This window comes from Streptococcus sp. F2, from assembly GCF_056500955.1.
Window position 1 is genome coordinate 63,115 of sequence record NZ_JBWKAI010000007.1, and the last position, 14,499, is coordinate 77,613.

Here is a 14,499-nt window from a genome sequence, read left to right on the forward strand (position 1 = left end):
AAAAAATAATAGTTGTACTGAAGGCAGCTAATTGAAGTAAGCATTTGATGTCAGGGCCTCTTATTCTTCTCATCATATTTCATCATAACTATCCTAAAGGCTTTAAAAAACTTCTCTTGAACAAGTTATTTAAAGCCTTTTATGCTATAATTAAATTGAGAAACTATTGAGGTGACCTATGAAATATGAAAGTTTATTAGATCGATTTATCAAATATGTCAAGATTAATACAAGAAGTAACCCAGATACCGAGTCAACTCCTAGCACAGCAAGTCAAACCGACTTTGCTTTAACGGTTTTAAAACCTGAGATGGAAGCTATTGGTTTACAGGAGGTTCACTATAATCCTGCAAATGGTTATCTTATTGGGACCTTGCCAGCCAATAGCCCAGTTTTAACGCGTAAAATTGGTTTTATTGCTCACATGGATACAGCTGATTTTAATGCCGAACATGTTAATCCGCAGATTATTGAGGACTATCAGGGTGGTGATATTAAGTTAGGAGATTCAGGCTATACATTAGTTCCTGACGAATTTCCAAATCTTAACAACTATATTGGACAGACGCTGATTACCACAGATGGGACTACTTTACTGGGTGCAGACGACAAGTCAGGTATTGCTGAAATCATGACCGCAGTCGAATTTTTAACGTCTCATCCTCAATTGGAGCATTGTGAGATTAAGGTAGCCTTTGGTCCTGACGAAGAAATTGGAGTAGGGGCTGACAAGTTTGACGTTAAGAACTTTGATGTGGATTTTGCCTATACGATCGATGGTGGACCTCTTGGTGAGCTGCAATACGAAACCTTTAGTGCGGCAGGTTTGGAAGCTACTTTCTTGGGGAGAAATGTTCATCCTGGAACGGCTAAGGATCAAATGATTAATGCCCTCCAGTTAGCAGTAGATTTTCACAATCAGTTACCTGAGGCTGATCGTCCTGAAAAGACAGAAGGTTATCAAGGTTTCTATCATTTGATGGGATTGACTGGAACAGTTGAAGAGGCGCAAGCGTCCTATATTATTCGTGATTTTGAGACAGCGTCATTTGAAGCGAGAAAAGCAGTTATTGAACAGCTGGCTCAAACTATGAATAGCCAATTGGGTGCTGATCGTGTTCTTATTAAATTGACTGATCAATATTATAATATGAAGACAGTCATTGAGAAAGATATGACGCCTGTTAATTTAGCGAAAGAAGTGATGGAAGATCTTTATATTACACCAATCATTGAACCTATTCGCGGAGGTACTGACGGCTCAAAAATTTCCTTCATGGGAATTCCAACACCTAATATTTTTGCTGGTGGTGAAAACATGCATGGACGTTTTGAGTTTGTCAGTCTTCAAACAATGGAACAGGCTGTTGACGTGATTCTTGGCATTGTGCGCAAGCCTTAGTCACTAAGAACAGTTCGAATGTTATGGAGGTGACTGATAAAAAATGATTAAATTATTTGGTAAAATAAGGTATCACTGGCAGCCCGAATTATCATGGTCCATCATTTACTGGTCCATTGCCTTTGTTCCAATATTTATAGGGCTATCCTTACTTTATGAAAGAACAGAAATACCGAGTCGAGTCTTTATCTTATTTGCCATTTTTGCTGTTTTAGTAGGTATTGGCTTACACCGCTATTTTATCATTGAGAATAATGGTGTTCTTCGGATTGTATCCCTTAAGCTCTTTGGACCTCGCAAGCTGATGATTTCGTCTATTAGTAAGGTAGAGGTTACCAAGTCTACGGTTTCTTTGTATGTTGGAGAAAAAAGTTATCTCTTTTACATGCGTAAATGGCCTAAAAAATACTTTCTTGATGCTCTAGCAGTCAATCCTTACTTTAAAGGAGAGGTTATCTTGATGGATAATTTGATTAAGTTAGATTATTTTGAGGCTTATCAATACGACAAAAAAGCCCTTACTCGAGGGTAAGAGCCTTGGTTGGGCATGTTTTGACAGCTAAAATAGTGTCTTTGTCAGAAGGGTCAATCACTTGACTTGTTTCAAGGGAATTAGCTAACTTGACGATACCGTCATCATGGTAATCAAAGAGAGAGGAGTAGGTCTGGCATAGACCACAGGCGATACATTTTTCAGGGATAATAGATACTTTCATACGTATTATTCTAATATGATTTTGTTAAATTAACAAGGGGGAAGATCATGGCTAAAGAACCATGGGAAGAAAAGATTGTTGACGACAATAAGGAAACAAGAACACGTCAATCAAGAAGTGCGCTGATTAGCACACCTTGGTTAACGGCTTTGTTAAGTATTTTCTTTGTCATTATTGTTGCTATTCTCTTTATTTTCTTCTATACATCAAATAGTGGTAGTGATAAACAGGCTGAAACAACTGGTTTTTATGGGGCTTCAACACATAAAAAAGTTAAAAAAGCATCTAGTACCAAAAAGAAAACAACAACTCAGGCAACAACAGAACAAACACCAGCTTCTAGCGAGGAAACACCAGCCTCAACTGAAGTAACGGGAGAAACCATTACTGTATTGGCAGGAGAGGGAGCAGCCTCTATTGCAGCACGTGCAGGTATTTCTGTAGAGCAGTTACAGGCACTTAATCCAGAACACATGACTCAAGGATATTGGTATGCCAATCCAGGGGATCAAGTGATTATTAAATAATTGAAGAGGAAGAAATGAAAGCAATTAAAATTGCGATTGATGGACCAGCTTCAAGTGGAAAAAGTACAGTAGCCAAGATTATTGCAAAAAATCTTGGCTATACTTATTTGGACACTGGTGCTATGTATCGCTCAGCAACTTATATCGCACTGACACATGGCTATACGGGTAAAGAAGTATCCCTTATTTTAGAGGAATTAGCTAAAAAACCTATTTCCTTTAAAAAAGCGGAAGATGGTGCCCAATTAGTTTTTCTTGGGGATGAGGACGTGACCTTGGCCATTAGGCAAAATGATGTGACTAACAATGTTTCTTGGGTCTCAGCTTTACCAGAAATTAGAGAAGAGTTGGTTCAGCAGCAAAGACGCATTGCACAAGCTGGTGCCATCATCATGGACGGTCGTGATATTGGAACAGTTGTTTTACCAGATGCGGAACTAAAGATTTTTTTGATTGCTTCAGTAGAAGAACGAGCAGAGCGCCGCTATAAAGAAAATCTGGAAAAAGGTATTGAATCAGACTTTGAGACGCTAAAAGAAGAGATTGCGGCGAGGGATTATAAAGATAGTCATCGTAAAGTCTCTCCCCTAAAATCTGCCGACGATGCTCTTGTGTTTGATACCACAGGTATTTCCATTGAGGGTGTGGTGCAATTTATTCAAGAAAAAGCAGAAAAAATGGTTGACATGGCCTAGAGCCTATGTTAGAATAGTAGCAATGAGAAAAGCAGAAGTGAGAGCTTCTCGCCTTGCGACTTAGGTTGTCTGGCCCTAACATATCAAATTCCTACGGAATATTTTGTGTGCGGGCTTGATTTATCAAGTCCGCTTTCGTTTTTCTCTAAAAAAATAAAGAGGTGAAGATCATAGCTAAAAAGGATCTATTCATTAATGATGAAATTCGCGTTCGCGAAGTTCGTCTAGTTGGTCTTGAAGGTGAACAATTAGGTATTAAACCACTATCTGAAGCACAAGCTTTAGCAGATGCTTCAAATGTTGATTTGGTTTTAATCCAGCCACAAGCTGTTCCTCCTGTTGCCAAACTCATGGACTATGGAAAGTTCAAATTTGAGTATCAAAAGAAACAGAAAGAACAACGCAAAAAACAAAGCGTTGTAACGGTCAAAGAAGTTCGTCTCAGTCCAGTTATCGATAAAGGTGACTTTGAAACAAAGCTTCGTAACGGTCGTAAATTCCTTGAAAAAGGGAATAAAGTTAAGGTTTCTATTCGTTTCAAAGGACGTATGATTACTCATAAAGAGATTGGTGCCAAGGTACTAGCTGACTTTGCTGAAGCGACTCAAGATATTGCTATCATTGAGCAACGAGCAAAAATGGATGGACGCCAAATGTTTATGCAGCTTGCACCAATTTCAGACAAGAAGTAATCGTCACAGTTTAATTATATCTTAAGAGGAGAATACTAAAATGCCAAAACAAAAAACACACCGCGCATCAGCTAAACGTTTTAAACGTACAGGTTCAGGCGGTTTGAAACGCTTCCGTGCCTTCACATCACACCGTTTCCACGGAAAAACTAAAAAACAACGTCGTCATCTTCGTAAAGCTGGTTTGGTAAGCTCAGGAGATTTCAAACGTATCAAAGCAATGGTTACAGGCCTTTAAGATTAGGTTTTGTAGACATTTACTAGTATTATAAGAATTATTTGAAGGAGAATTATTAATGGCACGTGTTAAAGGTGGCGTTGTATCACGCAAACGTCGTAAACGTATTTTAAAATTAGCTAAAGGTTACTATGGAGCAAAACACATCTTGTTCCGTACTGCAAAAGAGCAAGTGATGAACTCTTACTACTATGCATACCGTGACCGTCGTCAGAAAAAACGTGATTTCCGTAAACTTTGGATCACTCGTATCAACGCGGCTGCACGTATGAACGGTTTGTCATACTCACAATTGATGCACGGTTTGAAACTTGCTGAAATCGAAGTAAACCGTAAAATGCTTGCTGACTTGGCAGTATCTGATGCAGCAGCTTTCACAGCTCTTGCTGATGCAGCTAAAGCAAAACTTGGCAAATAATAAAGAATAAGAAAAAGGAGACAACGATGAGCTTGACTCCTTTTTTACTGATATTAGTTATCGTGTAACTCATTGATAGTAATTGATCATCGAAGTAGCTTAAGATACTGAGTGGTAACATTGGGGTTGAATAAATTAACGTGAACTAAAGAAGAGAATTGAGGTCATAATAATCGACATTGTTTGTTTTGGTAATAAGCGTTATTGAATAGAGTCAGAGAAAAGATAAGAGGCAGAAACGCATGTTTCTGCCTCTTATTAATAGTGTTAAGCTTTACGGTTTTATTCTTTAGGTTTATCAGTCTCTTCTTTAGGCGCAGGGCCAGTTGTTGCTTCAGTCTTTTCAGCTTCTTTAGGATTTAATTCCAAGTAAGATGGGGCTTTAAAAAGCTTCTGAGTTGATTTGTTACCATTTTTACTATATAAGCTAGTTGAATGAGAGCCAAGCTTAGATGAAATATCTTTCATCTGTTTTAATTGTTTGGTATAAACAAACTTGCTAGAATCAATCACTTTTAAGCCATTATTCGTGTCAAATCGTAAGAGATCTCCGGTTTGGACAGCGTCACTGGCTGCTAATTGTTGAGCCACAGCTGCACGAATTTCTTTAGTCTTAGCCATGGTCACCTCATCAGGATTGGTAATTTCTAAACCTGTCTGAGTATTGTAAAGTCGGCCACTGTAATTAGTGTATTCTGGTGTCATATAGGTACCAGAGGTACGCTGAGCGACAATTTGGCTATTTTGAGGCGATAGGAGATCTTGACCAAGTTGAACAAGGTTGCTGGTATCAATCCCCAAGATATGGAGTAAGGTTGGAAGAGCATCAATTTCACCACCGAAGGTGTCTTTAACACCACCATTGGTGTATCCTGGAATATGAACCATATAAGGAACTCGCTGAAGCATGGCGTTATCATATTCTGACCAGGTCTCAGAGTCATTACCTAGAAGAGGAGCAAGGCTAGAATTACGAGAATTTGAAATACCATAATGGTCACCATATAAAACAAAGATAGAATTCTCATACAAGCCAGTTGCTTTTAAATAATCAAAAAATGATTTCAAGGCAGCATCTAAATAATTGGCTGTGGCAAAATAACCATTGATGGTTTCATCATCTGTTTTGGCTAGTGGGAAACCTTCTTCATTGCTTTCACCTTTTAGGCTGGTGTAGGGATAGTGGTTACTTACAGTAATAAATTTAGTGTAAAAGGGTTGCTGCATTTGTTCAAGGTATTTAATGGAGTCCTTAAACATATACTTGTCATTCAATCCATACTGGAATGAGTTTTTGTCAGTTTGTTTTGAGAAGTAACTAGAATCAAAGAAGTAATTATAACCCCATTGCTTGTAAGCATTGTTACGATTCCAGAAAGTCCCGACATTTCCGTGGAAAACCGCACTTGTGTAGCCCCCATTTTGTGCAAGGATACCAGGCGTTGCAAACTGAGTGTTTTCTCCACCATAGTTAACCATGAATGACCCACTGTTGAGTCCAAATAGGGAATTTTCCATCATGGTTTCGGCATCTGATGTTTTTCCGGCTTTCACTTGGTGAAAGAAGTTTGAGAAAGACAAGGTGCCATTAGAATGGTAGAGAGAATTAATGAAAGGTGTAACTTCATATTCCTTATCCCCATCTTTTAATTTGTAGTCGATGAGGAATTGTTGGAAACTCTCCAGATGGATAACAATGACGTTTTTCCCTTTTCCAATACCAAAATATTGAGGATCAGGGGCAGCATAGTGATCTTTGACATAAGATTTAACATCAACCAACTCTTCGGCGGTAGCACCATTTCGCTCTTTTTGAGCTTGATAAGTTTGGTTACCGCTGTATAAGGTAAAGGCTGGCAGCCCTAGTGCTCTAACAATATAAGTGTTTGAAAAACCGCGTGTCAGTAATTCTGGTCGGTCAATTTCGGCTAAAAAGAGGTTAACCGAAAGAAGTAAACTCGAAAGAGCAGTAACGGCAAAGGCAGCGCGCTTATTAAAAGGCCTGTGGTCTTTTTTGATTTTTTTAGTGATAGTGAGACTAATCAAAATGATAAAATCAAGAATATAAACGATGTCCCAAATCCGCAAAAGGTTTAGAGCAGAATCTCCTAAACCAGCTGAAACTTTACTACTAGCTAACATAGCGCTAACTGTGATAAAGTCTGAAAATTCTCGGTAATAAATAGAATTGGATATTAAGAGAAGGTTGAGAATGATGTAAGCAACCCAAGAGCTGATGTAAAAAGCTCGTGTATTCTTAATATAAAGGGCAAATCCCAATAGTAATAATGCTAATGGGATTGGGTTAATAATAGTTAGAAAGACTTGGTATGCATTTCCCAAATCTAGCGAAAAATCTGTATGATATGCCCACAGCGTCTTTAGCCAATAACAGAAGAGGAGGGTGATAATAAATCCTAATCTTGTATTGATAAAGCCTGTGATAAGTGTTTTAAATTTCTTCACAGTAGGAACTTCCTTATCATTTTTTCCTAAAAATATAATCTCCAAATAAAATCTCAGATTAAATTATATCAAAAATATGGGGCTAATGCTTGTCATAAGTTCAAATTTAGTAGGATTTTTTATCAGATTTTGTTATAATAAAAACTATGAATAAACTCTATATTGATTCTTTTGTGGAAAAGAAGTTAACAGCAGGGGTACAATTATTAGATGAAAAGGACTTTCCAAATCTAGAGCAGGAGGACCAGTTAGTACAACTGGTGACCAAAGCTAATCGCCCGCTTGGGATGGCTTATATCTCTAAGCAAAACAAAGGGATTGGCTGGTATCTTGGCTCAACCGTAACGCAGTTGTCTAAGGCTTACTTTATTGACTTATTTACAGTTGCTAAGAGTAAGAGGCAACAGTTTGCCCAATCGGACTTGACCAACGCCTACCGTCTGTTCAACCAAGAAGGTGATAACTTTGGAGGACTGACGATTGACCTCTACAAGGATTTCGCTGTCTTTTCATGGTATAATGCTTTTGTTTACCAAGAAAAAGAGATGATTATCGAGGCATTTCAAGAGATTTTCCCTGAGGTTAGAGGAGCCTATGAAAAGAATCGTTTTAAGGGTTCACTACCTGAGTCGGCTCACTTATATGGTGAGCAAGCAGAGGATAGTTTTTCTATTGTAGAAAATGGTGTTGCCTATCAGGTTTTCTTAAATGACGGCTTGATGACAGGGATTTTTCTGGACCAACACGATGTCCGAAAAGCCTTGGTAGATGGATTGGCATTGGGGAAATCTCTGCTTAATATGTTCTCCTACACAGCAGCTTTTTCAGTAGCTGCAGCAATGGGAGGAGCTATTGAGACAACATCGGTGGATTTAGCGAAACGGTCTAGAGAGCTATCAGTTGCTCACTTTGAACAGAATCACTTGGACTTGAGTACCCATCATTTTGTGGTGATGGATGTTTTTGACTATTTTAAATATGCTAAACGCAAAAACTTAACCTTTGATGTGATTGTGATTGACCCACCTAGTTTTGCAAGAAATAAAAAGCAAACCTTCTCTGTTAGCAAAGATTACCATAAATTAATCACTGAGGCATTGGACATATTGAGTCCTGAGGGAACCATTATCGCTTCAACAAATGCTGCCAATATGACTGTTAATCAGTTTAAAAAGCAAATTATCAAAGGATTTGGAAATCGTCGACCGGAGTCCATGTGTCTCCAGCAGCTTCCAAGTGACTTTACTATCAATAAAGCAGATGAAAGAAGTAATTATTTAAAGGTATTTACTATAAAGGTACGAGAATGAAAATTGTAGCACCAGTCATGCCAAGAAATGTTGAAGAGGCTCAAGCTATTGATATCTCCAAGTATGAGGATGTCCATTTAGTCGAATGGCGAGCAGACTACCTTCCTAAAGAGGAAATTGTCTCAGTAGCGCCTGCTATTTTTGAAAAATTTGCTGGAAAAGAAATTATCTTTACTCTTCGTACAGACAAAGAAGGGGGCAATATTGCCCTTTCGGATCAGGAATACGTTGCGGTGATTAAAGAGATTAACGCAATCTATAATCCTGACTATATTGACTTTGAATATTTTAGTCATAAAGCTGTTTTTCATGAAATGCTTGATTTTCCAAATCTAGTCTTGTCTTACCATAATTTTGAAGAAACTCCTGAAAACTTGATGGAAGCTTTCTCCGAGATGACTAAACTGGCACCTAGAGTGGTAAAAATTGCAGTGATGCCAGAGAGTGAGCAAGATGTCCTTGATTTAATGAATTACACTAGAGGCTTTAAAACGCTCAATCCTGAGCAAGAATTTGCGACTATATCTATGGGAAAACTCGGTAGGTTATCGCGTTTAGCTGGGGATGTGGTTGGATCCTCTTGGACCTTTGTTTCTCTCGATCAGGCTAGTGCTTCAGGGCAAGTTAGTCTTAGCGATATGAAACGTATTATTGAAGTGTTAGAAGCAGACACTTCTCATTAAAATGAATCATCAAGAAGACATTATTCCCTTGAAAGCTCAGGAATAATGTTTTTCCTTTATCTAGGGAAAACTAAACTTAAAAGGAGAAAAGAGATAAGATGCGTTATTTGACAGCAGGAGAATCTCACGGTCCTTCCTTGACAGCAATTGTTGAAGGTGTGCCAGCTGGTCTAAGTCTTAGCCCAGCGGATATTGATCAGGAATTAAAACGGCGACAGGGCGGCTATGGCCGTGGAGCTAGAATGAGCATTGAATCTGATCGTGTGGTAATATCATCAGGCGTTCGACATGGTAAAACGACAGGTTCTCCAATTACCTTAACGGTGATCAATAAAGACCATCAAAAATGGACAGATATTATGGCCATTGAAGATATTGAGGCAAGCTTTAAAAGTAAGAGACGCGTTAAACACCCTCGACCTGGTCATGCTGACTTGGTGGGTGGGATAAAGTATCGTTTTGACGATTTACGAAATGCTTTGGAGCGTTCTTCGGCTAGAGAGACGACCATGCGGGTCGCAGTTGGAGCTATCGCCAAACGTATTCTCACTGAATTGGGAATTACGATATTCAACCATGTTTTGGTTTTTGGAGGGATTCCTATTGAGATCCCTAAAAAGATATCTCTATCAGCTATGAAGGAGGCAGCTCGCCAATCAGAATTGTCTATTATCAATCCGCATCAAGAGGTAGAAATCAAAACCTATATTGATACTATTAAAAAAGAAGGTGATACCATTGGTGGCACCATTGAGACAATTGTTCAAGGTGTGCCAGCAGGTCTAGGTTCTTATGTCCAGTGGGACAGAAAATTAGATGCCAAACTGGCTCAAGCAGTTCTTTCCATTAATGCTTTTAAGGGGGTTGAATTTGGCCTTGGATTTGACATGGCCTCTCTGAAAGGCTCTCAAGTGATGGACCCGATTATCTGGGATGCTGATGAGGGATATGGGCGTCAAACCAATCATTTAGGGGGCTTTGAAGGTGGCATGACCACAGGACAACCTCTTGTTGTTAAAGGGGTTATGAAGCCCATTCCTACTTTGTATAAACCACTCATGTCGATAGATATTGATAGTCATGAACCTTATAAAGCAACGGTGGAACGCTCTGATCCAACGGCTTTACCAGCTGCAGGGGTTATCATGGAAAATGTCGTCGCAACCGTTCTTGTCCAAGAAATCTTAGAAACCTTTTCTTCGGATACGATGCTTGATTTGGAAAAAGCATTTTCAGACTATCGGTCTTATGTCAAACAGTTTTAGATAGCAAGACTGAAGCTTTTATGATATGATTACAAGTAGTAAATGATAAAGGAGACTCGTCATGTCACAAGAAATTTATGATGATGCCAATCGACTTGAAAGGGCGATTCGTGCTCTTCCAGAATACCAAAAAGTGTTGGAAGTGAAAGAAACGATTCAAGCAGACGCTAGTGCTAGCCAACTGTTTGATGAGTTTGTCGCTATGCAAGAAAAAATCCAAGGGATGATGCAATCAGGCCAAATGCCAACGGCTGAAGAACAAACAAGCATTCAAGAACTTAGCCAAAAGATTGAAGCTAATGATCATCTGAAATCATATTTTGAAGCCCAACAGGCTTTGTCCGTTTATATGAGCGACATTGAACGTATCGTCTTTGCTCCGTTGAAAGATTTGGTCAAGTAAGGGAAGCTTAAAGGAAAAATCAGATTGTTGACGAATTTGTCACAGTCTGTTTTTTTGTGGATTTATCCTTGATGTATCAGAGAGTTGAGACTCCCTGACATTTGTGTTATAGTCAAATAAAGTGATGGGAGTAGTAGGCTGATTGTTGTGTTGGTGAAATAGAAGTTGCCTTATTATCCGTCATTTAAAATATTGTATTAGAAAGCAATAGGTGATAGAAATGGTCAATCATTACGATTACATTGTTATTGGTGGAGGAAGCGCAGGAATTGCTTCTGCTAACAGAGCAGCCATGCATGGGGCCAAAGTATTGTTAGCTGAAGGTAAAGAGATTGGGGGAACCTGTGTTAACCTAGGCTGCGTTCCCAAAAAAGTCATGTGGTATGGAGCTCAAGTAGCAGATATTTTAGGGACTTACGCTAAGGATTATGGATTCGACTTTTCAGAGAAAACATTTGATTTTAAACAATTAAAAGCAAACCGCCAAGCTTATATTGATCGGATTCACGCATCCTATGAGCGTGGTTTTGACCAGAATGGTGTTGACCGTATCTATGACTATGCTGTTTTTAAAGATGCTCATACTGTGGAAATAGCAGGACAAACTTATACTGCACCGCATATTTTGATTGCTACAGGAGGACACCCTGTGTTCCCAGATATTGAAGGGGCCGAATTTGGGATTAGTTCAGATGGATTTTTTGCCTTGGATGAATTACCTAAACGTACGGCTGTGGTTGGAGCAGGCTATATTGCTGTGGAGCTTGCTGGTGTTTTACAGGCTTTGGGGTCAGAGACGGATTTATTTATTCGTCACGATCGACCTTTAAGAAGTTTTGACAAAACCATTGTTGATGTCTTAGTTGATGAAATGGCAGTTAATGGGCCGCGCTTACACACTCATGCAGAAGTGGCAAAGGTTGTCAAAAATACTGATGAGTCCTTGACCCTTTACCTCAAAGATGGCAAGGAAATTGAGGTTGATCAGCTTATTTGGGCTATCGGTCGCAAGCCTAATCTAGAAGGTTTTGGACTTGACAAAACAGGGGTGGCTTTAAATGAGAAAGGCTATATTAAGACAGATGCTTATGAAAACACATCGGTTAAAGGGATTTATGCAGTAGGTGATGTCAATGGTAAACTTGCTTTGACCCCGGTTGCTGTTGCTGCAGGCCGTCGTTTGTCAGAACGCCTTTTTAATGGTAAAAGTGATGAGAAATTAGACTACCAAAATGTGGCAACCGTGATTTTTAGCCATCCTGTTATTGGGTCCATTGGCTTATCTGAGGATGAAGCTATTAAAGAGTATGGTCAAGAAGCGGTTAAGGTCTATCAATCTCGCTTCACTTCCATGTTTACTGCTGTAACAAATCATCTCCAACCCTGCTTGATGAAGTTGGTAACGGTTGGGGATACCGAAAAAATAGTTGGTCTTCACGGAATCGGCTATGGGGTTGATGAAATGATTCAAGGATTTGCAGTGGCTATTAAGATGGGGGCAACCAAAGCAGACTTTGATAATACTGTCGCTATTCACCCAACGGGCGCAGAAGAATTTGTCACTATGCGCTAAAAATGTAGCTTAAGGCAATAAAAAATGATGTTAACAGTTTTTGAGGAAAGTCTTCTAAACTGCTAGCATCGTTTTTTGTTAGGTGATTAGGGGAATGTGTTTTTAAAGATATTTGCGTTGCTCAGACAATATTGCCTTACCTCGGAGATAAAATAAAGTGATCCTGTAACAACAAAGAGTTCATCAGATGTTAAGGAATCTTGTAACCAGTCTCTATAATCTTTTACCCGTGGATATTTATCAGGATAGTCCTCTAAAAGATTTGCTTCAGGGAAATCAAAAGTCGTGACAGATACCTCAAAAGTATCTAGTTGTGCCAGCAAGTCGGCTAAAGGTTTACGTTTGAGACCTGCAAAGAGAATGTGAATAGGACGTTTAGGAAATTCTTCTTGCAGTAAGCCCTTTAACTTGGCAATAGAATCTGGATTGTGGGCACCGTCTAACAGCAGATTAGGACGTATAAATTCAGAACGTCCGGGCCAAGTTGCTACTTCGATTCCTGTTTGCATCGTTTCTGGAGATAGTTGAGGAAAGGATTTTCTAAGTAACTGAGCTGTCATAATGGCCAGGCAGGCGTTTGCTTTTTGATGTTGACCTAGTAATTTTAAGTGCAGATCAGTTAGGATAACATCCTCACATTGAAAGCTGAAGCTAGTTTCTGAAGGCAGTAGATGGAAGGTTTCCCCAAGTTGATAAACTGTTGACTTGGTTATTTGAGCACGGTGTTTAAAAACCTGGCTGGCCTCCGGATCAAGTTGGCCAATGACAACAGGCTCCTTGGCTTTGATAACAGCAGCTTTTTGCTGAGCTATATCAGCTAAACTATGACCGAGACGTTCTTGGTGATCAAAACTAATAGAAGGGCAAACAACTGCTAAAGCGTGGAAGACATTTGTTGCATCGGTTTTTCCACCGATTCCAGCCTCAATAATGGCAATGTCGATTGGCCTAAGGTTAGCAAAGTAGTAAAACATAAGGAGCGTCACCAACTCAAACTCAGTTGGTCGATCCCATTGGGTATCTTGAGCCATTTTAGTCAGTATAGGTTTGATGGCCTTCACACAGCAGTCTAGATCTTGCTCAGAAATAGGTTGTCCATTGAGGCAAATACGGTCATGAAAGGACACTATAAAAGGTGACGTAAAGGTTCCAACCCGATAACTAGAAACTGTAAAAATATGTTGCAAATAAGCGGTCACAGATCCTTTGCCATTAGTTCCAACAACGTGAATAGCAGGAAATTGATCTTGTGGTCGGCCTAGGGCTTCAAGTAGCCAAGCCATCCGGTCTAAATCAGTTTTTCGTCCATTAGCCTTAAAAGTGTGAATCCAAGCAATACTATTGTGCGTACACATCATAATGTCCTATCTTTTTCATCTACTGATGCTAGTAAGCAATGTTAAAGTTTTTAAGGATTGGTAGGAAGGCCAGTATTGGCATCTTCAGTTCCTGCTGCATTGGGAAGTTGTGTTCCTTCAGTTGTTGAAGGAGTATCAGGTGTTGTAGGAGTTGTATCGTTGTGAGAAGGAACGGTAGAAGATGGTGGTAAATTTGTTTTAGTCTCATCGCTATTTTCTGATGAGTCCGTATGGGTCTGATTTCCTTGGGAGGAGTCTTTCTCGATAATCTTGACGATGGTATTGCTAGATTCTTTTGATGTATTGTCAGTTTTTGTATCTGGAGCTGGTTGTAAAGCTCGAGTAATGGTAATAGTCGCCACAATAATACTCAAGATACTACCGATGAGGGCAATAGATTTTTGAAAAGCAGTAAAGCCGGTTTTAATATGTTGTGTAGGAACACCTCCTGATTTACGAGGTTTCTGTTGACGGGAATAATGTGATGACATGTCTTTCTCCTTTTAATCGTCGTAACACTAAGCGCTAGAAAGGATATCTTGAACGGTTAGTTTTCTCCATAACGCTTCACTTATCAGTATAATCTAGAAAAAAAGTGAAGTCAACGGTTTACCTTATGTCTAGGACACAGGTGACTTATGTTCAACATTTAGGGAAATCACGCCAAACGCATGAAGAAACTTTTGTTTTCAGAAAACTAGATTCATAATGACAAAATCAATCAAAGTAGTACACTATAGATGAGGTGACTAC

At 39.3% G+C, this 14,499-nt stretch carries 16 protein-coding genes and 1 other annotated feature; of the genes, 12 read left to right on the plus strand and 4 right to left on the minus strand.

The features are described from left to right. Nucleotides 1–178: 178 nt before the first annotated feature. On the plus strand, nt 179–1,402 hold the full coding sequence (gene pepT / locus ACYTR8_RS03870) for a peptidase T (RefSeq protein WP_479641690.1): 1,224 nt from the start codon (nt 179–181) through the stop codon (nt 1,400–1,402). Nucleotides 1,403–1,445: 43 nt separating this feature from the next. Beyond that, nucleotides 1,446–1,934: an EbsA family protein gene (locus ACYTR8_RS03875; RefSeq protein WP_012766806.1), complete on the plus strand. Its 489-nt coding sequence runs from the start codon at nt 1,446–1,448 to the stop codon at nt 1,932–1,934. Here the strand turns inward: ACYTR8_RS03875 and ACYTR8_RS03880 are convergent. Further along, the gene (locus tag ACYTR8_RS03880) at nt 1,921–2,118 is read right to left on the minus strand and encodes a ferredoxin (RefSeq protein ID WP_003050175.1); all 198 of its coding nucleotides are present in this window, start codon (nt 2,116–2,118) and stop codon (nt 1,921–1,923) included. The genes ACYTR8_RS03875 and ACYTR8_RS03880 overlap by 14 nt on opposite strands. Before the next feature lie 47 nt (nt 2,119–2,165). On the opposite strand from ACYTR8_RS03880, the gene ACYTR8_RS03885 reads away from it, so the two are divergent. The 5 genes from ACYTR8_RS03885 to rplT all read left to right on the plus strand — a co-directional run bounded on the left by ACYTR8_RS03885 (nt 2,166) and on the right by rplT (nt 4,688). Next, nucleotides 2,166–2,645 carry an SAG1386/EF1546 family surface-associated protein gene (locus ACYTR8_RS03885; RefSeq protein WP_003054808.1) on the plus strand — a complete coding sequence of 160 codons (480 nt, stop codon included), beginning with the start codon at nt 2,166–2,168 and terminating at the stop codon, nt 2,643–2,645. A 14-nt stretch (nt 2,646–2,659) separates the two neighbouring features. Next, nucleotides 2,660–3,340 (plus strand): (d)CMP kinase, encoded by a 681-nt coding sequence (gene cmk, locus ACYTR8_RS03890; RefSeq protein WP_479641691.1) that lies wholly within the window; start codon nt 2,660–2,662, stop codon nt 3,338–3,340. A gap of 23 nt (nt 3,341–3,363) precedes the next feature. Further along, nucleotides 3,364–3,487 (plus strand) — a sequence feature (ribosomal protein L20 leader region). A gap of 14 nt (nt 3,488–3,501) precedes the next feature. Further along, nucleotides 3,502–4,032: a translation initiation factor IF-3 gene (gene infC / locus ACYTR8_RS03895; RefSeq protein WP_003050178.1), complete on the plus strand. Its 531-nt coding sequence runs from the start codon at nt 3,502–3,504 to the stop codon at nt 4,030–4,032. A 40-nt stretch (nt 4,033–4,072) separates the two neighbouring features. After that, nucleotides 4,073–4,270 carry a 50S ribosomal protein L35 gene (rpmI, locus tag ACYTR8_RS03900; protein WP_002985151.1) on the plus strand — a complete coding sequence of 66 codons (198 nt, stop codon included), beginning with the start codon at nt 4,073–4,075 and terminating at the stop codon, nt 4,268–4,270. Between the two features lie 58 nt (nt 4,271–4,328). Then, nucleotides 4,329–4,688 (plus strand): 50S ribosomal protein L20, encoded by a 360-nt coding sequence (rplT, locus tag ACYTR8_RS03905; RefSeq protein ID WP_003050180.1) that lies wholly within the window; start codon nt 4,329–4,331, stop codon nt 4,686–4,688. A gap of 282 nt (nt 4,689–4,970) precedes the next feature. On the opposite strand, the gene ACYTR8_RS03910 is transcribed toward rplT, so the two are convergent. Further along, nucleotides 4,971–7,154 carry an LTA synthase family protein gene (locus ACYTR8_RS03910; protein WP_479641692.1) on the minus strand — a complete coding sequence of 728 codons (2,184 nt, stop codon included), beginning with the start codon at nt 7,152–7,154 and terminating at the stop codon, nt 4,971–4,973. Nucleotides 7,155–7,300: 146 nt separating this feature from the next. Between ACYTR8_RS03910 and ACYTR8_RS03915 the strand changes: the two genes are divergently transcribed. The 5 genes from ACYTR8_RS03915 (at nt 7,301) to gorA (ending at nt 12,388) form a co-directional block, all read left to right on the plus strand. Continuing rightward, nucleotides 7,301–8,464 (plus strand): class I SAM-dependent methyltransferase, encoded by a 1,164-nt coding sequence (locus ACYTR8_RS03915; RefSeq protein ID WP_479641693.1) that lies wholly within the window; start codon nt 7,301–7,303, stop codon nt 8,462–8,464. Continuing rightward, nucleotides 8,461–9,147 carry a type I 3-dehydroquinate dehydratase gene (gene aroD / locus ACYTR8_RS03920; RefSeq protein WP_015057483.1) on the plus strand — a complete coding sequence of 229 codons (687 nt, stop codon included), beginning with the start codon at nt 8,461–8,463 and terminating at the stop codon, nt 9,145–9,147. Before ACYTR8_RS03915 ends, aroD begins: the two co-directional genes overlap by 4 nt. Nucleotides 9,148–9,245: 98 nt before the next feature. Beyond that, nucleotides 9,246–10,412: a chorismate synthase gene (aroC, locus tag ACYTR8_RS03925; RefSeq protein WP_479640146.1), complete on the plus strand. Its 1,167-nt coding sequence runs from the start codon at nt 9,246–9,248 to the stop codon at nt 10,410–10,412. 61 nt (nt 10,413–10,473) lie between these two features. Next, nucleotides 10,474–10,815 (plus strand): YlbF/YmcA family competence regulator, encoded by a 342-nt coding sequence (locus ACYTR8_RS03930; RefSeq protein WP_046177504.1) that lies wholly within the window; start codon nt 10,474–10,476, stop codon nt 10,813–10,815. 220 nt (nt 10,816–11,035) lie between these two features. Then, on the plus strand, nt 11,036–12,388 hold the full coding sequence (gene gorA, locus ACYTR8_RS03935) for a glutathione-disulfide reductase (protein ID WP_479641694.1): 1,353 nt from the start codon (nt 11,036–11,038) through the stop codon (nt 12,386–12,388). A gap of 86 nt (nt 12,389–12,474) precedes the next feature. Here gorA and ACYTR8_RS03940 read toward each other — a convergent pair whose 3' ends face one another. Together ACYTR8_RS03940 and ACYTR8_RS03945 are read right to left on the minus strand one after the other, a co-directional pair. Further along, a complete protein-coding gene (locus ACYTR8_RS03940) occupies nt 12,475–13,743 on the minus strand; it encodes a folylpolyglutamate synthase/dihydrofolate synthase family protein (RefSeq protein ID WP_111716094.1) in 1,269 nt (422 codons plus the stop codon). 53 nt (nt 13,744–13,796) lie between these two features. Next, the gene (locus tag ACYTR8_RS03945; RefSeq protein WP_046177501.1) at nt 13,797–14,237 is read right to left on the minus strand and encodes a DUF6556 family protein; all 441 of its coding nucleotides are present in this window, start codon (nt 14,235–14,237) and stop codon (nt 13,797–13,799) included. Nucleotides 14,238–14,499: the final 262 nt, after the last annotated feature.